At 55.2% G+C, this 20,064-nt stretch carries 23 protein-coding genes; 9 read left to right on the forward strand and 14 right to left on the reverse strand.

Annotated features, from left to right (window positions below):
* Positions 1–37: 37 nt before the first annotated feature.
* The gene (ycaC, locus tag BLU07_RS10355; protein WP_092386654.1) at positions 38–655 is read left to right on the forward strand and encodes an isochorismate family cysteine hydrolase YcaC; all 618 of its coding nucleotides are present in this window, start codon (positions 38–40) and stop codon (positions 653–655) included.
* Between the two features lie 94 nt (positions 656–749).
* Here ycaC and cadR read toward each other — a convergent pair whose 3' ends face one another.
* Positions 750–1,202, reverse strand: coding sequence for a Cd(II)/Pb(II)-responsive transcriptional regulator (gene cadR / locus BLU07_RS10360; protein WP_092386656.1), 453 nt, complete (start codon positions 1,200–1,202; stop codon positions 750–752).
* A gap of 229 nt (positions 1,203–1,431) precedes the next feature.
* Here cadR and BLU07_RS10365 point away from each other — a divergent pair, with 229 nt between their 5' ends.
* On the forward strand, positions 1,432–3,504 hold the full coding sequence (locus BLU07_RS10365) for a heavy metal translocating P-type ATPase (RefSeq protein ID WP_231701736.1): 2,073 nt from the start codon (positions 1,432–1,434) through the stop codon (positions 3,502–3,504).
* 17 nt (positions 3,505–3,521) lie between these two features.
* On the forward strand, positions 3,522–3,884 hold the full coding sequence (locus BLU07_RS10370) for a DUF3703 domain-containing protein (protein ID WP_092386660.1): 363 nt from the start codon (positions 3,522–3,524) through the stop codon (positions 3,882–3,884).
* Between the two features lie 79 nt (positions 3,885–3,963).
* Here the strand turns inward: BLU07_RS10370 and BLU07_RS10375 are convergent, their stop codons facing one another.
* The 5 genes from BLU07_RS10375 to BLU07_RS10395 form a co-directional block, all read right to left on the reverse strand.
* On the reverse strand, positions 3,964–5,052 hold the full coding sequence (locus tag BLU07_RS10375; protein ID WP_092386662.1) for a rhomboid family intramembrane serine protease: 1,089 nt from the start codon (positions 5,050–5,052) through the stop codon (positions 3,964–3,966).
* 158 nt (positions 5,053–5,210) lie between these two features.
* Entirely contained in the window at positions 5,211–6,209 is a 999-nt protein-coding gene (gene egtD, locus BLU07_RS10380) for an L-histidine N(alpha)-methyltransferase (protein ID WP_092386664.1), read from the reverse strand.
* Between the two features lie 53 nt (positions 6,210–6,262).
* On the reverse strand, positions 6,263–7,531 hold the full coding sequence (egtB, locus tag BLU07_RS10385) for an ergothioneine biosynthesis protein EgtB (RefSeq protein WP_092386666.1): 1,269 nt from the start codon (positions 7,529–7,531) through the stop codon (positions 6,263–6,265).
* A 175-nt stretch (positions 7,532–7,706) separates the two neighbouring features.
* On the reverse strand, positions 7,707–8,189 hold the full coding sequence (locus tag BLU07_RS10390) for a YehS family protein (protein WP_092386668.1): 483 nt from the start codon (positions 8,187–8,189) through the stop codon (positions 7,707–7,709).
* A 41-nt stretch (positions 8,190–8,230) separates the two neighbouring features.
* Positions 8,231–8,479, reverse strand: coding sequence for a DUF3297 family protein (locus tag BLU07_RS10395; RefSeq protein ID WP_092386670.1), 249 nt, complete (start codon positions 8,477–8,479; stop codon positions 8,231–8,233).
* A 174-nt stretch (positions 8,480–8,653) separates the two neighbouring features.
* On the opposite strand from BLU07_RS10395, the gene BLU07_RS10400 reads away from it, so the two are divergent.
* Entirely contained in the window at positions 8,654–9,100 is a 447-nt protein-coding gene (locus BLU07_RS10400) for a DUF3010 family protein (protein ID WP_092386672.1), read from the forward strand.
* Positions 9,101–9,200: 100 nt separating this feature from the next.
* On the opposite strand, the gene BLU07_RS10405 is transcribed toward BLU07_RS10400, so the two are convergent.
* Both BLU07_RS10405 and BLU07_RS10410 read right to left on the reverse strand, forming a co-directional pair.
* The gene (locus BLU07_RS10405) at positions 9,201–10,424 is read right to left on the reverse strand and encodes a serine hydrolase domain-containing protein (protein WP_092386674.1); all 1,224 of its coding nucleotides are present in this window, start codon (positions 10,422–10,424) and stop codon (positions 9,201–9,203) included.
* 110 nt (positions 10,425–10,534) lie between these two features.
* Positions 10,535–11,947, reverse strand: a complete 1,413-nt coding sequence (locus BLU07_RS10410; protein WP_092389771.1) for an aminotransferase-like domain-containing protein — start codon at positions 11,945–11,947, stop codon at positions 10,535–10,537.
* Positions 11,948–12,100: 153 nt separating this feature from the next.
* Between BLU07_RS10410 and BLU07_RS10415 the strand changes: the two genes are divergently transcribed.
* A complete protein-coding gene (locus BLU07_RS10415; RefSeq protein WP_197674994.1) occupies positions 12,101–12,724 on the forward strand; it encodes a LysE family translocator in 624 nt (207 codons plus the stop codon).
* Positions 12,725–12,808: 84 nt separating this feature from the next.
* Here the strand turns inward: BLU07_RS10415 and BLU07_RS10420 are convergent, their stop codons facing one another.
* The 5 genes from BLU07_RS10420 to BLU07_RS10440 form a co-directional block, all read right to left on the reverse strand.
* On the reverse strand, positions 12,809–13,180 hold the full coding sequence (locus BLU07_RS10420) for a hypothetical protein (protein ID WP_092386676.1): 372 nt from the start codon (positions 13,178–13,180) through the stop codon (positions 12,809–12,811).
* Between the two features lie 38 nt (positions 13,181–13,218).
* On the reverse strand, positions 13,219–13,911 hold the full coding sequence (locus BLU07_RS10425; protein WP_092386678.1) for a methyltransferase domain-containing protein: 693 nt from the start codon (positions 13,909–13,911) through the stop codon (positions 13,219–13,221).
* Between the two features lie 190 nt (positions 13,912–14,101).
* A complete protein-coding gene (locus tag BLU07_RS10430) occupies positions 14,102–14,395 on the reverse strand; it encodes a hypothetical protein (protein WP_092386680.1) in 294 nt (97 codons plus the stop codon).
* A gap of 181 nt (positions 14,396–14,576) precedes the next feature.
* On the reverse strand, positions 14,577–15,044 hold the full coding sequence (locus BLU07_RS10435; RefSeq protein ID WP_092386682.1) for a hypothetical protein: 468 nt from the start codon (positions 15,042–15,044) through the stop codon (positions 14,577–14,579).
* Positions 15,045–15,181: 137 nt separating this feature from the next.
* Positions 15,182–15,799, reverse strand: a complete 618-nt coding sequence (locus tag BLU07_RS10440) for a hypothetical protein (protein WP_092386684.1) — start codon at positions 15,797–15,799, stop codon at positions 15,182–15,184.
* Between BLU07_RS10440 and BLU07_RS10445 the strand changes: the two genes are divergently transcribed.
* On the forward strand, positions 15,798–16,814 hold the full coding sequence (locus BLU07_RS10445) for an IS30 family transposase (RefSeq protein ID WP_092386686.1): 1,017 nt from the start codon (positions 15,798–15,800) through the stop codon (positions 16,812–16,814). The two genes, BLU07_RS10440 and BLU07_RS10445, sit on opposite strands and share 2 nt — an antisense overlap.
* Here the strand turns inward: BLU07_RS10445 and BLU07_RS17575 are convergent.
* Positions 16,775–17,131 (reverse strand): hypothetical protein, encoded by a 357-nt coding sequence (locus BLU07_RS17575; RefSeq protein WP_157719177.1) that lies wholly within the window; start codon positions 17,129–17,131, stop codon positions 16,775–16,777. The genes BLU07_RS10445 and BLU07_RS17575 overlap by 40 nt on opposite strands.
* 322 nt (positions 17,132–17,453) lie before the next feature.
* On the opposite strand from BLU07_RS17575, the gene BLU07_RS10450 reads away from it, so the two are divergent.
* The 3 genes from BLU07_RS10450 to BLU07_RS10460 all read left to right on the forward strand — a co-directional run bounded on the left by BLU07_RS10450 (position 17,454) and on the right by BLU07_RS10460 (position 19,901).
* Entirely contained in the window at positions 17,454–18,080 is a 627-nt protein-coding gene (locus BLU07_RS10450) for a TetR/AcrR family transcriptional regulator (protein WP_092386688.1), read from the forward strand.
* Positions 18,081–18,089: 9 nt separating this feature from the next.
* Positions 18,090–19,001: a DUF1295 domain-containing protein gene (locus tag BLU07_RS10455; protein WP_092386690.1), complete on the forward strand. Its 912-nt coding sequence runs from the start codon at positions 18,090–18,092 to the stop codon at positions 18,999–19,001.
* A gap of 378 nt (positions 19,002–19,379) precedes the next feature.
* Entirely contained in the window at positions 19,380–19,901 is a 522-nt protein-coding gene (locus BLU07_RS10460; protein ID WP_157719178.1) for a hypothetical protein, read from the forward strand.
* The last annotated feature ends 163 nt before the right edge of the window (positions 19,902–20,064 follow it).

Below are 20,064 nucleotides of genomic sequence, written 5' to 3' on the forward strand. Positions count from 1 at the left end.
CACCGCTGATTTCATTGGACTGGAAAAGGAGCTACTCATGAGCAAGCCTTATGTGCGTCTTGATAAAAATGATGCGGCTGTACTGTTGGTCGATCACCAGACCGGACTGCTGTCATTGGTCAGAGATATTGACCCGGACCGGTTCAAGAACAATGTGCTGGCACTGGCGAAGTACTTCGAGCTGCCTACCATTCTGACCACCAGTTTCGAGGCGGGACCGAATGGGCCCTTGGTACCAGAGCTCAAGGAGATTTTTCCTGACGCGCCGTACATCGCTCGGCCAGGTCAGATCAATGCCTGGGACAACGAAGACTTTGTCGCGGCGGTGAAAGCTACCGGCAAGAAGCAATTGATCATTGCGGGCGTGGTAACGGAGGTCTGCGTTGCTTTCCCTACCCTGTCCGCGCTGGCCGAGGATTTCGACGTATTTGTGGTGACAGATGCGTCCGGCACCTTCAATGCGCTGACGCGTGATTCCGCCTGGGATCGCATGTCTTCAGCCGGCGCGCAACTGATCACCTGGTTTGGTGTTGCCTGCGAGTTGCACCGCGATTGGCGGAACGACGTGGAAGGCCTGGGGCAATTGTTCTCGAATCATATTCCGGACTACCGGAACCTGATCAACAGCCATACCGCATTTACCGCCGGCAAGTAGCAGAACGTGGAGGTCAGGTCTTGTTCCTTGCCCGGATGGCTACAGGCAATCGTCAAGGCCTGGCCCTTGTTTCGTTACCCACTGCAGCGGATGGTTAGTGACGGTGGCTTTTACCAACATGTGTATGGCCATCGCCTGGCGGCGTACTGACACCGCCTGAGGTGTTCAAGCGCTGAAGGATGCCGCACTCATCGACACCGCGCCCGGAAGCACAACGATGCCGTAAATCCAGCAGTTGTTGTTCCAGCACCAGCAAACTGGCCATCCGCACTTGTACATGCCGGATATGTTCATCTACCAGGCTATTCACACCTTCACAGTTTTCTTCGGGATTATCCATCAGCGCCAGCAAACGTCTAATCTCGTTCAGGGTCATGTCCAGCGTTCGACAGTTACGAATAAACGTCAGCCGCTCAAGGTGCTCACGGGAGTAAAGCCGGTAATTGGATTCGCTACGCGCCGGGGCAGGCAAGAGCCCTTCATTCTCGTAATAGCGAATCGTTTCAACCTGGCAATCCGTTAGTCTGGCCAGCTCTCCAATTTTCATAACCTGCCTCGTCGATAAACGCTTGACCCTATAGTGGCTTCAGGGTGTTCACTTAGCATACATCATCAACGAGGATACCCACATGGATGGCTGCTGCGATAACGCACAAAAATCTCAAGCGGTTATAAAGAGCGGATGTTGCGACCCCAACGACGCCGCGATCTCCTCTGCGGGCACGCAGGCTGAACCCTTGGCCACTGCAGGGCAAACCCGAATCAGAATCGACCAAATGGACTGCCCCACGGAAGAAAAACTGATCCGCGACAAGCTATCGTCCCTGCCTGGCGTCACTGATTTGGGATTCAACCTGATTCAACGCGTACTGACCGTCCGCCACTCTGAGAGTGCGCTGCCAGCAGTCCTTGCCGCTATTCGCGACCTCGGCTTCACGCCAGTGGTTGAGGGCTCAGCAACAGCCAACGAAGAGGCGCAAACTGCCCCGCGCAAGAAAGCCTGGTGGCCTTTGGCGCTATCAGGTGTGGCCGCCGTATCGGCCGAACTGCTGCACTTTACCCAGCTGGCACCAGAATGGGTAGTCGCTGGCATAGCCCTGTTCGCCATTTTGCTGTGCGGCCTGACAACCTATAAAAAGGGCTGGGTTGCCCTGAAGAACGGTAACCTGAACATCAATGCTCTGATGAGTATCGCAGTGACCGGCGCGGTGATGATAGGGCAATGGCCGGAAGCCGCCATGGTCATGTTTCTCTTTACCGTCGCCGAGTTGATCGAAGCCAAATCGCTTGATCGGGCGCGCAATGCCATACGGGGGTTGATGGATTTAACGCCAGAGCGGGCCACGGTGAAGCAGCCCGACGGCACATGGCTTGAAGTAGACATCAAGAACGTCGCCATAGGAGCGCAACTCAGGGTTCGGCCAGGCGAGCGTATCGGCCTCGATGGCGAGGTCACTGCCGGTCACTCCACCATCAACCAGGCGCCCATCACCGGAGAAAGCCTGCCGGTAGAGAAAACCACCGGCGACCCGGTTTTTGCGGGAACCATCAACCAGGGAGGCTCACTGGAGTACCGAGCCACGGCCGCCGCTGCCAACACGACGCTGGCTCGCATCATTCACGCGGTTGAAGAAGCCCAGGGCTCACGTGCCCCGACCCAGCGCTTTGTCGACCAGTTTGCCAAAGTGTACACCCCGATAGTATTCCTGTTCGCACTCGCTATCGCCATTGTACCGCCGCTGTTTATGGCCGAACCCTGGTACGACTGGATCTATCGTGCCCTGGTATTGCTGGTCGTCGCTTGCCCTTGCGCCTTGGTCATTTCAACGCCCGTCACCATTGTCAGTGGTCTGGCTGCAGCCGCGCGCAAAGGTATCCTGATCAAAGGCGGTGTGTATCTGGAAATCGGCGGCAAGCTTGGCTTCCTGGCACTCGACAAGACCGGAACCATTACCCATGGCAAGCCGGTGCAGACCGATTACATGCCCTTGGTCGAACAGGGCTCGGATCGCTACCTTACCCATGCGGCCAGCCTGGCTAGCCGGTCCGATCATCCTGTTTCACTAGCGATAGCCAGGCATGGCTCTGACAAAGAGCCGACCTTAGCGGACGTGGAAGGATTCGAAGCGCTACCGGGTCGAGGTGTACGGGGCACTATTGACGGCACGCACTATCATCTGGGTAATCACCGCCTGGTGGAAGAGCTTGGTTTTTGCTCACTGGAGCTGGAAACAATCCTCGAGCGCCTCGAATGCCAGGGCAAAACAGTGGTCGTGCTGTGCGATGCGCAGCGAGCCGTAGCCCTGTTCGCTGTCGCCGATACAGTCAAAGACTCCAGCCAAGAGGCGATAAAAGAGCTGCATGCGCTGGGCGTGAAGACAACCATGCTGTCCGGCGACAATGCATACACTGCTGAAGCCATCGCAAAGCAGGTCGGTATTGACGAAGCGCGCGGCAACCTCCTCCCGGGTGACAAGCTACAAGCCGTTGAAGCATTGCAAGCACGCGGCTACGTGGTCGGTATGGTCGGCGACGGCATCAATGATGCGCCCGCACTGGCGACCTCTGAAATTGGCTTTGCCATGGCTGCCGCGGGTTCGGACACTGCCATCGACACTGCGGATGTCGCATTGATGGACGACGACCTGCGCAAAATTCCGTCCTTCATCCGACTGTCCCGGCAAACAGCAGCCATCCTCAAGCAAAACATCATTCTGGCGTTAGGAATCAAGGCGCTGTTTCTCGTCATCACGCTATCGGGTCAGGCAACGATGTGGATGGCGGTGTTTGCTGATATGGGCGTCAGTTTGTTGGTGGTGTTCAATGGCCTGCGCCTTCTGAAAAAGTAAAACGGGGGAAGTTGAAGATGAAAACAGCCTTGCAACTCGCCATTGCACAAGCCTTTCAACAGGCTGAGTACGCCAAGCAGGAACAGCGCAGTGCAGACGCCTTTCAATGGTTAGAGCGCGCGCACATACTGACTCAGCGCCAACCTCTGCTGCATGCCAGATCACACTGGATGATGCTCGCGCTTGGCTGGCAGACAAATGATTATCGTGAAGTCGCGGGGCAAATACCTCGCATTGTCGCGGCACTGTTGTTCTCCAGAGTGTGGGTGCCCTTCGGAAATACCGGCCGCTCCAGAGTCAGTGCTTTCAAGCCAATGCCGATCTCTGCAGAGCTAAAGGAGTTGCTTTCGAACAGCGACAGGAATCCACCTCGTCGTTGATTGTGCGCGGTGAGACTCAGGCTCTCGGACTCAGCTCTTGTTTTGTGCTTGATTTAATACAGGCAAAAAACAAGGACTGCTAGCGTCTGACCTTCACTTCCGGACCCGCCAGGTGGGCCAGTAGCGGATTGGCCGTCCATACCCGTTGGCGCAGAGCGAAGCCGATCGCCAGGCCGGCGATGAAGCCGCCGACATGCGCCCAGTAGTCGATACCCTGTTGCCCCATGGCCATGCCGTAAAAGTTCAACGCCAACCAGATAGCGAAGTACCACATAACCGCAAGCTTCTTCTGCCAGACGAAGAACATGAAGGTCATGCTGGCATTGGGGAACCACAGAATATACATGCCGAACAACCCGGCAATAGCGCCACTGGCACCGACAGACGGGATCTCTGACCCCAGGTTGGCCAGAACACTGACAAGCCCGGCCAGAATGCCACAAAGCAGGTAGAGCCCAAGAAAGCGCCAATGACCCAGGGCATCTTCCAGGTTATCCCCGATCACCCACAAAAAATACATATTGCCGATCAGGTGCATCAAGCTGCCATGCAGAAAGATCGCAGTGACAAAGGCCCACCAGTGGCTACCCGCCTGAATGTCGGCTGGCGCTATGGCGAAGCCGCCAAAGACCCGCCCGGCCAGCACCGGATCAAAGCCGTAGGTCAGAAAGATCAGGGTATTGATGGCAATCAGCGCATAGGTCACCCAGGGGGTAATGCGCGGTTTGACGTTGTACTCCAGCGGCATGCGTGACAGCATCTGGAAGATCCAGGTTTTCCAGTTCACTGTTTTGTTCATCTCGACCAGGGCATGTTTGATGGCCGAGGACTTGGCCACCTTGCACGCCGTGTCCTTCTCTACCCAGGCGCCATCGCAGCGCTGGCAGACGTCGATATCGACGTGAAAGTCGTTCAGCACATGGAACACCTGCAGCCGGGTGCCACAGTCCGGGCAATGTCGATGCGACGGTTCCAGAGCCGGGCCCAGGTTGGCCACATAGTCGGCCTCTTCCACATGCTGACACTTGGCGGCGATAATGGCGTTGAGACTACCCCTCTCGAACCACAACCCTCCGCACGTGTTGCAATTGTCGACTTCTTCACCCTCGTAGTAATTGACGGCAAGAGTCGTATTGACGCAATGGGGGCAATGCTTTTTCCCGGCCATGGGTGCTTCCTTGATGATGTCCCTATCTGTGAGCTGGGCTTGATCTGCCTTCGCTCAAATGCAGTATCAGACGCAGCCCTGCATCTTACGACGCCTGGCCAAGCCGGACAATCGGACGCTGCCCAATATGAGAACCAGTTAACAGTTCAGCAAGAAAATCACGGCGTCAGCTCAACCTGACCCTGGTTTCCCAGCAGCACTACCGAAAACAGATTGTCCTCAGCCAGCCACCACTTCTCGGCCTGCCAGCCTGCCTCAGCAGCCAACTGTTGAAACTCCTCGGGGTGATACTTGTAGGAATTTTCCGTGTGAATGGATTCGCCGATACGAAACTGGAAGTTCTCTTTGCCCAGGCGCACGGATTGTTCACTGCGACTGCACAAATGCATTTCGACGCGTCCCCGCTCACGGTTGTACCAGGCGCTGTGGTCAAAGTTGTCCGGCTCGAAATCAGCCCCCAACTCGCGGTTGATGCGCGTCAGAATATTCTTGTTGAAGCGTGCGGTTACACCTTCTCTATCGTTGTAGGCCCGATTGAGCACCTGCTCATCTTTTTTGGTATCCACCCCCAGCACCATGTAACTGCCATCACCCAGGGTTTTGCGGGCGCTTGCCAGAAAATGTATCGCAGAGGTCGGGTTCAAATTGCCGATGGTAGAGCCCGGGAAAAAGCCCATGGGCGTTGCCGCGCTCGGCGCCAATTCCAGAGGTTTGGTAAAATCACCTTCAATCGGTTGTATCTCCAGTGACGGATAGTGTTCCGCCAACAGCGCACAGGCATTGTGCAGATGGGCACCGGAAATATCGATGGCGGTAAACCTTCGAATCGCCGCCACGCCGTCAAGCAAGGGTTTGATCTTGTGCAAGGAGCCCGCGCCGAACTCGACCACATTCAGCCCTTCTGCCCCCCGGTCGGCAAAGTAATCATTCAGATCGGCGGCCACGTCTGGCAGCAGGTTGAGTTCAGTTCGATAGGGATAGTACTCATCGAGCTGACAGATCTGGTCAAAATAATGCGACCCCAGCGCATCGTAAAAGTATTTCGGTGACAGCTGCTTCTGCCGTTGGCGCAACCCCGAGATCACATCCCGGTAAAATTCTCCGTCGATCGACTCAGCCACAGGCTTGGCCTGGGCACGGATGACTGTGGAGGACATGGGCGCTCCCTCTGAAAGGTGTGAGTCATCATGGGCAGCTCGGCGCTTGTACCCTACCGGGCCAGGCGCAAGCCACTGAACTGCCAGCGTTGATGGGCGTAAAAAAAGTTGCGGTAGCTTGCGCGCATTTGCTGCTCGGCCGTGGCACAGGACCCACCTCGCAAGACCCACTGGTTGGCCATGAACTTGCCGTTGTATTCCGCCAGAGCACCGGCGGGCGGGGTAAAGCCCGGATAGGGACTGAAGCTGCTGGCGGTCCACTCCCAAACATCGCCGTACATCTGTTTCAGACCCGGCTCGGGCCCTGCCGGCTGCGGTTGCCAACGGTCGGCTTCGGCAAAGTGCCCACGCAGGGGTAGAGTGCCGGCAGCGCATTCCCACTCGAATTCCGTGGGCAATCGATACCCGGCCCAGCGGGCAAAGGCGTCGGCTTCGTAATAACTGATGTGACATACCGGCGCCGCCGGATTGACCGGCAAGTAGCCACGCAACGTCAGTTGCTGCCACTGCTGCTCACGCCACTGCCAATACAGCGGAGCCTGCCAGCCCTCGCTCTGACAATGGCTCCAGCCGTCGGACAACCACAACTCCGGGCGACGATAGCCACCGTCTTCAATAAACGCCAACCACTCACCGTTGCTGACCGGGCTGTTGCGCAGCTGAAAAGGCTGGAGAAACACCTGATGCCTGGGCTGTTCACAGTCGTAGGCAAACCCCTGTTCCGCATCGGTACCCACCTCGACCAGACCACCGGCGAAGGAGCTGAAGCCGGTATCCGGGGCCTCCGACGATCGCGCCCCGGCGCCCAGCCCGAAGCCGGTAAAGGCATAAGGATTGCATGACAGGGCATGCTTGATGTCGGTGAGAATCAGTTCCTGGTGCTGCATTTCATGGTGCAGGCCGATGGTCACGCCAGCGCGCACATCGGGGCTGGCTGAGGCCAGCAGCTGCTCCATCGCGCGATCCACCCGGGCGCGATAGTCCAGGACTTTCGCCAGAGAAGGCCGGGACAGCAAACCGCGCACCGGCCGCGGGTGACGCTCACCGATAGTGTCGTAGTAGGAGTTGAACAGGTATTGGTAGGCCGGGTCGACACAACGATAACCGGGCAGGTGAGGCTGAAGCAGAAAGGTCTCAAAAAACCAGGTGGTATGCGCCAGGTGCCATTTGGTCGGACTGGCGTCGGGCATGGACTGCAGCAGCATGTCCTCATCACTGAGATCACGGGTCAGTTCCAGGGTTCGCGCACGCACCCTGAGATAGTCGCTTGAGGCATCCCGAAGATCAGCTCGACCAACATCAAGATCAGTGTCCAAAAACATGGTGTCATCCTTACCTGCGTCCATGCTCCGCCCGCAAAGATCCTGCGCCTGGCTACCGTCGCCAAAGCGGTGCACGTTCATGAAGGCGAAGCCGTAACAGAAAAGCTGTCGTTGTCATTGGCTGTGTCAGGGCATTATAGACGCCCAGAAAAATCTCGGTGGCAGGCCTGGCGATTTATTGCAGCTCTGGATCAATCTCGCCCGGCCTTGATTGCAGCTGAATGCCGAGCAAAAACCTGCGAAGGATCTGATCCTTGCATTCTCGATAATTCTTGTTCCCCGGCTTGCGAAAAAAAGCACTTAATTCATGCTTGCTGAGCCGAAAGTCAGCCAACTCCAACAAGTGTAGAACACCTTCAGCCTGTAAATTGAGCGCGATCCGCAATTTCTGCAACACCATATTATTGTTAAGGCGCTCTTCCAGCGGAGGCTGCGCCCCGTCGCGCTTGCCACGCTTGAAGATAATAAAACCATTGAGAAAAGCGGCCATTTCACGGTCATTCATCTCGAGAAAACCGTCGTCTTCCTCCCTTTTCAACCAGGCGACTACCTGCTCTTCGGTCACGTCAATATCGGCCAGGGCGATGATGCCGACCACTGCGCTGTCTTTTAAGTCAAACGCATAACGCAAGCGGCGTAAAATATCATTGTTGGTCAATGTTCAATTCCTGATTTGCAGAGCAGCCAGACGTCCAACCCTTAACTGTAAAAGACTTCAACCTTGCCCTTCAGCTTAATCAGCAATGGCTGCCCGCGGCGGTCCCGGGCTTTGGGGGACGGCGTTTTTATCCAGCCTTCGCTGATGCAATATTCCTCGACGTTGGTACGCTCCTTACCGTTCAACAGAATGCCAACGTCATTTTCGAAAATAGCTTCTACATAATACGGGCTGCTGGGGTTGGTCGAGAGTCTGTCGGGCAAAGGAGGTAGCGATTCAGTATCGGTCATAAGAGAGGCCTGAGCTGGAAAAGATGCGCCATCTTATCAGTAAAGAACGCGTACTCAGCAACCGCGGCAAGAATTTCGGCGCCGCCAGAGGTGGCCGACAAGCACTGCAGACACACCCGTACCGGCCAGGGATTTTGCGCTACAATGCGCGCGTCTAGCCAAATCGGGTGCTCTATGAAAGTGTGTGGCGTTGAAATCAGCAGCAATGACGTAAATCTGTGTTTGTTGTCACTGACAGACGAACTTTTTGAACTGCCTGATTGCCGCTCCAGGCGGCTGACGTTGAAAGACATCAACAGCACACGCGAGCTGCGCTATTTTCAGCAGACCTTTGCCAAACTGATGCAGGACTACCAGGTCGACCGGGTGGTTATCCGCCAGCGACCGATGAAGGGCAAATTTGCTGGCGGCGCAGTCGGTTTCAAGCTGGAAGCGGCCATCGAACTGATCAGCGATCTGGATGTGATCATCATGTCTACGACCGATATCAAGGAATCATTGAAGCGCAACCCGATGCAGATCGCCTATGCCGACACTGACCTCAAAGCCTATCAGGAGGTCGCCTTCAATACTGCCTATGCCTACCTGATGAAAGACAAATACGCCGCGCAGGAAGGGTAAGAGCAGGTCTTGGGGTTTGCCCTGCTGACAACCTTGCCAGCACGCGCGGCGTGGTAATGAAGGCGAAGCCGCAACGAAAAAGGCGTCGCCCTGATTGGAGTTATCGAGCCGTGTCGACTGGCATTGAAGGCTGAGCCTCGCGATCTATTGCCAATTGCACCTGGCGGTAAAACGCCAAACGCTCCTTGCCCTGGTTGCCGCCCTGACGATCGGTCGCCTGAGGCCAGTTACCGTTCGAGGCAATTACCAGGTTCCGCTGTGGGTCAATGAAGATGCCCTGGCCGAAAATCCCCCGCGCACTATAGGCACCATCATCCATGGTCCACCACTGATAACCGTAACCCTCCCCTGACCTGCCGATATCCGCCTGCTTGGTGGTGGCCTCTGCGATCCAGCCATCCGGTAATACCGGCTCACCATTGGCGATGCCGCCACCCATGATGAACAACCCGAAGCGAGCGAAGTCCCGTGTGGCCGCCTGTACGCAGCAGCCGCTGATCTCATGACCGGTGGATCCCAACAGCCAGGTCGCGTCCTGTTCCATACCAAAGGGCTTCCAGACTTTGTCGGACAGGTATTCCGCCAGCGGCTTGTTGGCGGCCGCACTGGCGAGCACACCAATCAGATTGGTCTCACCGGTCTTGTAGACCCACTGGGTACCTGGCTCTGCCTCGGATTCCAGTTGGCGCATATAGCTCACGGTGACATCGACACCCGGCTCGGCCTGGTGCGAACCAAACCGTGCAACGTCCGACTGCGGGTCGGCATAGTCCTCATTCCATTGCACACCCGAGGTCATCGTCAGCAACTGCTCGATGGTAACGTTGTCGTACGCAGACCCTTGAAGATCGGGAATGTACTCCGACACGGTGTCATCGATGCTCTTGATGTAGCCGTCCCTGATAGCGGCACCGACCAGAGTCGAGGTAAAGGATTTGGCAACGGAGAAACTGGTCCAGCGGCCCTCGGGACCAAAGTCCAGCCCATATTGCTCAAGGCGTATTTTGCCATCATGAACGATCACCAGCGCGGCGGCGCGTTGCGACGCCATAAAGGCATCGACATCCATGCCAATATCCAGCGGTTCGCCCTCAGGCAAGGGATAAGGGTCCTCTCCGGCGGCAATCACCCGCGACTCGGACAGCACCGGCACACGGTCCAATACCCGAAAAGCAGCATCCCGCTCCGGCGTTGACCAGAACAGTACATTGGTATCGGTAGGAAAGTTCAGCACCAGCCTGCGCATATCCTGGCCAGCAGTCATCCAGAACAGACCGCACCCCACCAACAGCAAAACAACGATTGAGATGATCCATTTTTTCATGCTTACTCCCATTTTTGTTGTGTGCCTATTCTAGGGGAGCACGCACAGGTGTAACCCCTGTTTTTACGGGCATAAAGCCTGGTGATTACCGGGTATGAGGGAGCTGACCCTCACCCCATATTCCCGCACAGCCGCCCTATTGTCATCAGCGCCTTTTCGACGGCGGTGCTCCAGGGCTGGGCGCAGTTGAGGCGGATGCAGTTGTGGTATTTCTGGTTGGCTGAAAACAGCCGGCCGGGTGCGATGCTGATTTTGTGTTCCAGCAATCGATGGGTCAGTGTCAGGGCGTCCAGCGTGGGGGCCAGCTCCACCCAGAGCACGAAACTACCCTGCGGCTGACTGACCCGCGTCCCCTCCGGAAAGTATTTGCGGATGGCGCGGGCAAACAGACTGACCTGCACGGCATAACGATCTCTGGTCTGGCGCAGGTAGCGGTCATGATGGCCGTGCTCCAGATAGTCCGCCATCACCAGTTGGGAAATGCTGTTGGTCGCCAGATTGGTGACGTATTTGTGGTATTCCACCTGCTGGCGAAAGCGATCCGGCACCAGCATCCAGCCCAGGCGCAGGCCGGGGGAAACGGTTTTCGAGAACGACGTGCAGTGAATCACCTGCCCGGGATTCAGGCCTTGCAAGCAGCCCGGTCGCTCCCCGTTGTGACCGAGATCCCCGTAGACATCATCCTCAATCAACACCAATTGATGCTTGTTGGCCAGAGCGGCCAGGCGCCGCTTGTGGGCATCATCCATTACAAAGCCCAAAGGGTTATGAAAATTGGGGATAAGCACACAGGCCTTGATCGGCCACTGCTCCAGAGCCATTTCCAGCGCTGGCAGACTGATGCCGGTTTGCGGGTCCGTGGGGATTTCCAGCGCTTTCAGCCCCATGGACTCGATCACCTGGAGCAAACCATAAAAGGTGGGGGATTCAAGGGCAATCACATCGCCTGGCTGGGCCACGGCGCGCAGGGCCAGGGTCAGGGCCTCGTGCCCGCCATTGGTGATAATGATCTCATCGGCATTCACGCGGCTGCCGGCCAGGGCCATGCGGCGGGCAATATGCTGTTGCAGCTGGGGCAGCCCCGGCGGAAAGGCGTAATGGGTGGCCTGAGCACTCTGATTACGCGCCACCTTACTCAGGCTGCGTTGCACGGCGCGCACCGGCAAAAAGTCATTGTGCGGCACCGCAGCACCCAAACGGATCATGCCCGGCTGGTTGACGGCATTGGCCAGGTGCAAGGACAGCTCCTGCCCCGTGACCGGCATGGGCTGCTGCAGTGGGCGGGATGCTTCTGGCAGCTCCGAGCGTTGCCACACCTGGGGACGCACGTAGTAACCGGAGCGGGGCCGGGCCTCCAGCACACCGGCATTTTCCAGTGCACGCTGGGCCTGAACCACCGTCGAGACACTCACACCAAACTGCTGGCTCAAGGCGCGCACGCCGGGCAGGCGCTGGCCCGGTCGATAGGTACCTTGTTCAATATGATCGGACAGGGTGGCGGCGATATTCTGGTAGAGCGTCATGGTGTCTTCAATACAGTTTGCGGCTGAAAAAGCAGTACAGATATGCAACATAATAAACTGTACCGATCAATTATAATTAAACTACATCTGTATCGGTTCGACTGCAAACCTTAACCTGTAAGCCAATTCAATACTGGCTTACAGGACCCCGCCATGACTATCAGCCTGGACTCACCCCTGCTCTTGGCAACCATCAGTTTTGCCTTCGTCTCCTCGGCCACACCAGGGCCGAATAACCTGATGCTACTGGCATCCGGGGCAAATTTTGGTTTTCGTCGCACCATTCCACATATGCTGGGGATTGTGCTCGGAGTTGCGCTTTTGCTGGCTTTGACCCTGGCCGGGCTGGGTGAACTTTTTATCCGCTTTCCGCCGAGCCAGTTGGCATTTCAGGTGGCCGGTGTGGCCTATCTGTTATGGCTCTCCTGGAAGATTGCCACGGCCCCCGTGGGCGAGCTGAAAGCGGAAGACAGCACAGTGGAAGCAACGCCCTTGCGTTGGTGGCAAGCGGCAGCCTTTCAATTTCTGAACCCCAAAGCCTGGATGATGGCGTTGGCTGCCATCAGCAGTTTTACCCTGGGTGGAGAGTTGTATCTGGTCTCGGGGCTGATGGTGATGCTGGTGTTTGCCCTGGTGGGTCTGCCCGCCATCTCGTTGTGGGCTGGTTTCGGCGTGGTCATTCAGCAACTGTTGCACAGCTCCCGCCGCCAGCGGGCGTTCAATCTGGCGATGGGACTACTGACAGCAGCCACCGCCATAGTGATCGTGCAGGTATAGGTGTATTGCCCGCTGCATTGCGGGCAAAAGGCAAGGCCTCACGCTCGCTTCTCAAGTTCAGGGATTTGACACCACAGTCACTGGTCAGGTGTTTTCTCGCTCTTCATCTGAGCGACCACGTTGCAGAAAAATCGCGCGTTCTTCACGTGCCGCCGCAACCAAACCAGACCACGCGGTGCACCCCTCAAGCTCATCTGGCCGCCATGTAGTGGGCACGTTTTGCCAGGAGCATTCGAGAAGGTTATGAAATCGCCTGAGGGCATTCAATTCCTCAGCGCTAAAGACTGGCTCATTATAAAAACCCAAGCGATCATCATCCATGTAGTCGTACCATGTTTCTATAATCTCATCAGTTCCTATTGCACTAACGGCTTCTTCGTCGGCAAAAGCGTCGAGGGACTCCATAAGTCGGTTTCTCAGCCTTTGCTTTAAAAGAGTATCAGAAACCTCCGACATGCTTTTCACCTGACACCAGAATAGTCATAACGCAGCCATCACGCGCTTGTCGCGTGCATTGCCGCTTTTGCGCCGGTGAAAATTACAGACACAGGCTTGTGAGTCTTGGGGTGAATGGGTTCACGCATCTCCAGTAATCGAAATCCATTGCCTGAGAACAGCGTAACCCAGCTTTCGAGCGTTCTGAAATACCATGGGGCCGGATCAATAAAGTCCGTGCCAAAACCAGCCCAAGAGCCTTTCCGCCAACCGTCGATATAAGGCAGGTCACTCGCGACCACCGGATGAGGTGTTTGAACAATAAAAACTCCGTCCGTTTTCAAACTCGCCGGTACGGCTCCAAACAGCGTCTCGACCGACTCCTTTCCGAGAAGCGAAAAATTACACACAACGACGTCGAACGAACCGTCAACTGCACCGGCAGCCATATCCTCGTAAGATGCGACCCTGAAATGCCCCCCACCGGCACTTTTGGCTTGCTCAATGAGATCAGGCACTACATCGATCCCGACTAAATGTGGCACTTGAGAAGCGAGTTCACGGATGAGCCATCCCTCGCCGCACCCGATATCGAGAACCGATTCCGGAGCATGACTCAACACAGCCTCGACGATTGCCTTGTTCGTGATCAGTTTGCGGCTCTCAATATGACCACCTCGAACAGCCGCAGACCACTGAGATGCATTTTTCTCCCACGAGTCGACAATTTTTTCATCACTATACGGGTTCATAGAGCAATCCGTTTCAAGCCGCTAACGCCGCTCGGCATGCGCGGCTACAAAAAAAGAGCTGCATCGGACGTTAACGAATGCGCGAGTTCTTCAACTCTTGTGGCGACGTCCAGGAAGTCCTGCCTTTTGCTTGCTACGATGTAGGAAAATGGCAAGACCTGTCTCTAGAGTTTGCTACTTGTTTGGCGCGTCACTTCGATACAAAACGGTGGACAAGATTGCCTTTACGCATGAAGTAAAAAGCTGAAATCCCATAGAGGAAAAATTCTCCAACGCGATTTGACAGTAACGTCTTGGCCGTTTTTTCCGCCATCACCTTGCCACTCAATACGGGAGACGTCTCATCGACAACCATCCCGACATCACTGAGGTACAGCCAATAAGTCCCTACGCTAAGCAGACTTGTCAGGCTGACGACGGTCAGGACAAGGAATACTAATCCGGCTGCTCGTATTACAACCCATAGCGCTTCGTCTTTACTCATGCTCTGTCCTTAGATTCCCCTAGCGAGGCTGTAGAAAAGCCCATTTCGGACTCACCCAGCAGCCGCTTTCCTGTTGATGTCTGACCCCGAATCATCAGGGCTGTGTTTTCTCGATTATCGCTCGATACCTGATTTTATCACTGTACTGGGTGGATTTATGCAGCGTTTACCTAATTTTGCATCATGATTCCGGAGCAGGGTCACCGTCGACTTCCAAACAAGTGGAGAATCTTATTTTCCTCGACACCCCCTTAGGGTCTGAGAAAAAAGGAACATGCAACTTGCTTTTATTAAAAGCACGCAACTTCCACATGGTTGATCCTGTAAAATTAAAAGCAACCATGTCAGGCTCAATAAGCTCTGAAAATCGGAATGAGCCAGTAGAATATGGAGCCCCAATAGTTACAGACTCAATCACATGAGCATTGTTATTCAAGAGATAAATACGAAGCATATCTTCACTCGGTATATCATCTGACATAAATACTACATATGAATCGTGGAAACCGACACATAGTTCCAGGATAGCGCCGGCGAGTATCGTCTCCGTGCCCACCCCTCGCAAAAAAACCTGGCTTTGGGTTAACGTATAGTCGTCACCGTCGCTGACCACTTTAGTGGCTAATATGTCGTCAGGAATAATTTCCATGTTCCTCACCTACCACACGAGACTGACGCCAAACGCGGCAAGCGCGCCAGCAACAAACGCACCAACGCTCACGCAAACCGAGAGAAGTCCAGGGGCATATCTTGCCTTTTGCCCTGGTTTCAGCCCTTTCGCCCAGGTTACCAGTGTCGCGTGTACTCTTCCTTTGGGGGCAGATCGGGACGAAGCACGCTGTGCCCGGCTTTGAGCACAGGGAACAGAGCGTCATCCAATCCGCGCCATTCATCCTCTTCCATGATTGCGAACTCCGCCCGACGCATGTCCAGAAAGGCCGACCACTTGTCGTCCCGGTCAAAAACGTCGAACCAGCGACCATCGAGTTCGCCGTCGATCACGAGGTAGTGATCCATTGTGACCACCGCCGGTGCGGTCAAATTTGATCCGAACTCCAGAATCCCGTCGTTGTAGTGACCGATTACAATGTCGGCAACCTCTGCGTCTCCTTCGAACACCAGTTCGGCGCCTCCGCCAACGATGGCATGCGCGCTGGACTGTCCGCCCACCAGAAGGAAAGGACCACTGTCCCCGCTGGCGTTGATGATCGAGCCGCTGACAGTGAGGTTGCCTGTCACTATCAGGCCATCTGAGCCCCATTTTTCATCCCAGTCCAGCAGCAGATTGCCGTCGATGCTCAGGTCGCCTTCTATTACGCGAATCTGCGCCCCTTCGCTGGCCTGAAAATACCGACTCGGTGGTCTCAGGATCCAAGTGCAACACATGAGATAGAGTGTTGCCATGAAAACCTACACGCATTTAACTACGGATGAACGGGTCGCCTTGATGCTGATGCGAAACAAAGGGTTGAGCCTGCGTTCTATCAGCCTCCACCTGGGCCGAAACGCCAGCAGCCTCAGTCGGGAACTCAAACGTAATAGCACCGGAAAGCGTTACGATGTCATTCATGCTTGCGCCTTGGCGCGTGAGCGGCGAAGCATACCCCGGCGCCAAAGTCGCTTGCTACCAGACAGCGAGTTTTTCCTGGTTGTACGCAAAATGCTCAAACGGGGCTGGTCTCCCCAACAAATCGCGTCCAGACTGAAACATCAATGGCCGGACAGCCCCGAGTTTCATGTGAGTCACGAAAGTATCTACCTTGCCATCTACGCGCATCCCCGCGGCGAACTCAAGCGGCAACTGATCAGCTACTTGCGCCAAGGTCACGGCAAGCGTCGCCGCCGCACAGTCAACGCAGAACGGCGTGAGCGCTATCCCTCTGAACTGAGCATCCATTTGCGACCTCCAGAGGTTGAGGGTCGCCTGATTCCGGGGCACTGGGAAAGCGATCTGATTATGGGAGCCGGTAACCGCTCGGCCGTAGCAACGATGGTTGAGCGTACCAGCCGCTTTGTTGTTTTGGCCAAGCTGGACGCCCCAACGGCTGAATGTGCGTCACAGGCGATAACGCGCGAAATGACTCGACTCGCACCTTCACTGCTCAAAACCATGACGCACGACCAGGGCAGTGAGATGGCACGTTATCAGGACATTACCGCCCAGACGGGCATGAAGATCTATTTTGCCGATCCACACAGCCCATGGCAGCGTGGTAGCAACGAAAACACCAACGGCCTGCTACGCCAGTACCTGCCAAAAGGAACAGACTTGTCCACGGTCAGTCAGGAGCGCCTTGATGAGATTGCCAACTTGCTGAATACTCGACCACGCCAGACGTTAGGCTGGAAATTTCCGGTTGAAGTGCTTGTTGAGTACCTTCAGCTGTCGGCGAGCAATAATCTTGAATCCATTAACTGAGTGTTGCACTTGGATCCTGAGACCGCCCTCCCGTAACTTTGCAGGCGGCGCTTTAGATCGAAGCGTTCGATCGCTTCAGCCTGCGCAATGCGCACCCCGGGTGTTGACCACTTGTCGAGCGGGGATGGTTCCACTGGTTCGATAGTCACCTGTTGCGCCTTATCTGCAAATGCATTAGCAGGATTACTTTCTACAGTGGCGTTCAAAGAATAAGGCGCAGAACCAGATGAGTTATTGCTATCAAGACCCTCATCAGCACTGCAGCTTGAGGCAAAAACTGAAGCTGTAAATATTAGAAAAGGTATATTGGCATTCATTTCTCGTCCTTGATGTTGCACTTATGGAGACTCTAAACAAGTCCCCGAAATCGGGGACAATACGGCCATCGTCAACCGTACAGGATTCGCTGTCACCATGGATCATGGTCATCTTTTCCGAAGCCGAGTAGCAGACGAGGAAGCGCAAGACCCGTCGGAGAAGTCCAGGGTCATATCCTGCCTTTTGCCCTACTTGCAATGCTGCATTATTAACAGAGGCAGATAGTAAAAGGCAAAAGGCAAGACCTGTCCCTGGTTTCATGACCCTAAATTCAAAACAATCCACTTGAATTTTAAGACGACTGGTCATATTATTTCCCGCATGAGCAGAACAGCCGATCCAACCTACATTCCAGAATGCCTGATCAGTGCAGGTCTCGACCTGTTTATAGGTCAGGGGTACAACGCTACGGGTATCCAGCAGATCACCGATCATGCCGGGGTGCCGAAGGGATCGTTTTACAATCATTTTGCCGGCAAGGAAGCCTTTGCGGCCCTGGTTGTTGCACGCTATGCCGACAACAACGAGAAGTCCTGGGCGCTGATGATGTCTACGGCGCCCAGTGGGCCGATGGATAAAATTCGTCACGTCTTTGAGCAGATGATCGCCTATCACGAGCACGGCGAACGGTTGTGTGGCTGCCTTATTGGCAACTTTGCCGGTGAAATTGCTTTGTCCAGCCCGGCCTGTCGTGCCGAGCTGCTCAAAGCCCAGGCTGCCTGGCGGGATCGCCTGGCAGAATTGATTGTGCAGGCACAAGCCGCGCATGCAGTGCGAGCAGATATTGATGCCACCTTGCTCTCCGAACTGACCTGGAATCTGTGGGAAGGCGCGCTGCTGCGGATGAAGATCGAAGGGTCTATTCGATCGCTAAAGCAAAGTATTTCTCTGATTCTCGACCTGTTCTATCCGCCCGTCAGCGAGCCGGTGGCCGCGCTCAACAAATAAGGTTTCCCCATGAAATACTTTTCCTCGCTTATCCCATTAGCCTTGGGTTTACTGGTATTGCTCCTGTCTGACAGCTTGCATGAGACCAGTCTGATCAACGCGGCGCTGCAATGCATCCTGTTTGCCCTGGTGGTGTGCCTTCCGGCCTGGCTGACAGGGCGTATGTCCTATGTCGATATAGGCTGGCCCTGGGGTTTGGTGGTGATTGGTGTAGTGGTTTACTTTTACGGAGAGGGCGATGCGATGCGGGTCACCCTGGTCAGCATTGCCTATCTGTTCGCTGGTGGAAGGATGGGGGTGGACGCCTTGAGGATGTGGTTGTCCGGCGAGTTGAAAACCGAGCTTCCACGCTATGAATACCAACGGCGCCGCTGGGAAAAGAACGGCAAAAGCAATGCGCCCTTGGTCAAGCAGGTTGAAGTCATCTCCCAGGGGATGGCGAACATGTCCTTTCTCGCCCTGCCTGCACTGATCATCGCGTCCAACCCGCACAGCAGTATTTCCGTTTTTGAAGTGATCGGTCTGGCGTTGTGGTTTCTGGCGTTCGCCATGGAATCCCTTGCTGATCGTCAAAAACATGCCTTTATCAAGAAGATGAAAGCGGCTGGAGAGACCAACAAGGTATGCAACGCAGGGCTGTGGAAGTACAGCCGTCATCCAAACTACTTCGCCGAATGGATGGTATGGAATGCTTTGGTCATTGCTGCCATCCCTTCCTGGATAGCGCTGTATGACAGCGAGGCATTGGCGATATGGGTCTTGCTCGGAGCAGGTTTGTTGTTTGCTTCAAGAATCATGTATGTGACGCTGGTGTATTACACTGGCGCGGTTCCTGCGGAGTATTACTCGGTTAAAAAACGCCCCGAGTACAAGGCGTATCAACAGAGCACCAATATGTTCTTTCCCGGGCGCAAGAAATAAAGCGCTCTTGGCCAAGCAATATCAGTTCGGCTGGGCGCGCACCCTCCGTTCAGCACTAAGACTTCCGGCTGATACGGAGCTGGCGCCTGGTCAGCTGCTCCCAAGTATTTACGTTCGAAGCTGCCGCTCCCCTCGCATTTCGCATGTACGCGCGACCACGACAAAATTAATAATGAGACATTGGTCACAGTTACGGGCAGACCACGTTGAATCTATTTTCGGTCGGACATAATCTCACTCTCGCTCAAGACACCCGGATGTTGACGCAAACCTCTACCCCATAGTTGTGTGCGAAATAACGTGCCTGGGGCTCATCAATACATCGCCATTTACCCCGTGGTGGCCTGCGCGCAGGCCGTTTTATGTCAGAAGAAAAATATGCGAATTGCACGTTTCACAGTATCTGTTGCCCTTTGGCTTGCTGCTCTGCCGGCAAATGCTCACTTGCTGTGGCAAGGCAGTGAGCTGGGGATGACTCCCGTTCAGATTCAACAGCTTTTCCCTGGTGCGCAACCGCCAGGCATCCAAGGTTCACTGTATGGCGGTGCGAAGGAGTTGCTTGCAGTCCCAGACGTAGAAATAGCGGGCAACACGTTCGTGGCTTCATTCTTCTTCAAAGACAATGGTCTGACACAAGTAATGCTGAAATTGACTGGCGAGGAGACAACGGATGGCATGGAACGTGCCTACGTCTCGCTATACGGTGCCTTCAGAGCCAAGTACTGTGATGAAGAGTTAACGACGATGAATACTGCCTTCATGCGGACAATGACGACAGAGTGGCTTCCAGAGGGGAGAAGAGTCATTCTCCGTTACTTTGAGTGTCGAGACTGTATTTCTGACCTCTCTATTGTTTATCAGGTGCGATTGCCATCCAGGGAAGAACTGAATAACCACTGAATGCGCCAGCGCGGATGTTGGTCGGCTTGAAACGTGAACCCCAGACACTTCACTCCCGTTACTTGTGAGCTTCTGGCCGTTCCCCTTTCATGCTTTCTTTCCTCCTTTCCCGTCCTCGAATCGCCTGATGAGCGGGCGTCCGCCCAGTGGAATCTATCAATGC

It is taken from the genome of Halopseudomonas salegens, from assembly GCF_900105655.1.
GTDB lineage: Bacteria > Pseudomonadota > Gammaproteobacteria > Pseudomonadales > Pseudomonadaceae > Halopseudomonas > Halopseudomonas salegens.

Bases quoted from the DNA above. Each gene is read 5' to 3' on its own strand.
- ycaC (WP_092386654.1), top strand. From the start codon at position 38: ATGAGCAAGCCTTATGTGCGTCTTGATAAAAATGATGCGGCTGTACTG.
- cadR (WP_092386656.1), bottom strand. From the start codon at position 1,202: ATGAAAATTGGAGAGCTGGCCAGACTAACGGATTGCCAGGTTGAAACG.
- BLU07_RS10365 (WP_231701736.1), top strand. From the start codon at position 1,432: ATGGACTGCCCCACGGAAGAAAAACTGATCCGCGACAAGCTATCGTCC.
- BLU07_RS10370 (WP_092386660.1), top strand. From the start codon at position 3,522: ATGAAAACAGCCTTGCAACTCGCCATTGCACAAGCCTTTCAACAGGCT.
- BLU07_RS10375 (WP_092386662.1), bottom strand. From the start codon at position 5,052: ATGGCCGGGAAAAAGCATTGCCCCCATTGCGTCAATACGACTCTTGCC.
- egtD (WP_092386664.1), bottom strand. From the start codon at position 6,209: ATGTCCTCCACAGTCATCCGTGCCCAGGCCAAGCCTGTGGCTGAGTCG.
- egtB (WP_092386666.1), bottom strand. From the start codon at position 7,531: ATGTTTTTGGACACTGATCTTGATGTTGGTCGAGCTGATCTTCGGGAT.
- BLU07_RS10395 (WP_092386670.1), bottom strand. From the start codon at position 8,479: ATGACCGATACTGAATCGCTACCTCCTTTGCCCGACAGACTCTCGACC.
- BLU07_RS10400 (WP_092386672.1), top strand. From the start codon at position 8,654: ATGAAAGTGTGTGGCGTTGAAATCAGCAGCAATGACGTAAATCTGTGT.
- BLU07_RS10405 (WP_092386674.1), bottom strand. From the start codon at position 10,424: ATGAAAAAATGGATCATCTCAATCGTTGTTTTGCTGTTGGTGGGGTGC.
- BLU07_RS10410 (WP_092389771.1), bottom strand. From the start codon at position 11,947: ATGACGCTCTACCAGAATATCGCCGCCACCCTGTCCGATCATATTGAA.
- BLU07_RS10415 (WP_197674994.1), top strand. From the start codon at position 12,101: ATGACTATCAGCCTGGACTCACCCCTGCTCTTGGCAACCATCAGTTTT.
- BLU07_RS10420 (WP_092386676.1), bottom strand. From the start codon at position 13,180: ATGTCGGAGGTTTCTGATACTCTTTTAAAGCAAAGGCTGAGAAACCGA.
- BLU07_RS10425 (WP_092386678.1), bottom strand. From the start codon at position 13,911: ATGAACCCGTATAGTGATGAAAAAATTGTCGACTCGTGGGAGAAAAAT.
- BLU07_RS10430 (WP_092386680.1), bottom strand. From the start codon at position 14,395: ATGAGTAAAGACGAAGCGCTATGGGTTGTAATACGAGCAGCCGGATTA.
- BLU07_RS10435 (WP_092386682.1), bottom strand. From the start codon at position 15,044: ATGGAAATTATTCCTGACGACATATTAGCCACTAAAGTGGTCAGCGAC.
- BLU07_RS10445 (WP_092386686.1), top strand. From the start codon at position 15,798: ATGAAAACCTACACGCATTTAACTACGGATGAACGGGTCGCCTTGATG.
- BLU07_RS10440 (WP_092386684.1), bottom strand. From the start codon at position 15,799: ATGGCAACACTCTATCTCATGTGTTGCACTTGGATCCTGAGACCACCG.
- BLU07_RS17575 (WP_157719177.1), bottom strand. From the start codon at position 17,131: ATGAATGCCAATATACCTTTTCTAATATTTACAGCTTCAGTTTTTGCC.
- BLU07_RS10450 (WP_092386688.1), top strand. From the start codon at position 17,454: ATGAGCAGAACAGCCGATCCAACCTACATTCCAGAATGCCTGATCAGT.
- BLU07_RS10455 (WP_092386690.1), top strand. From the start codon at position 18,090: ATGAAATACTTTTCCTCGCTTATCCCATTAGCCTTGGGTTTACTGGTA.
- BLU07_RS10460 (WP_157719178.1), top strand. From the start codon at position 19,380: ATGCGAATTGCACGTTTCACAGTATCTGTTGCCCTTTGGCTTGCTGCT.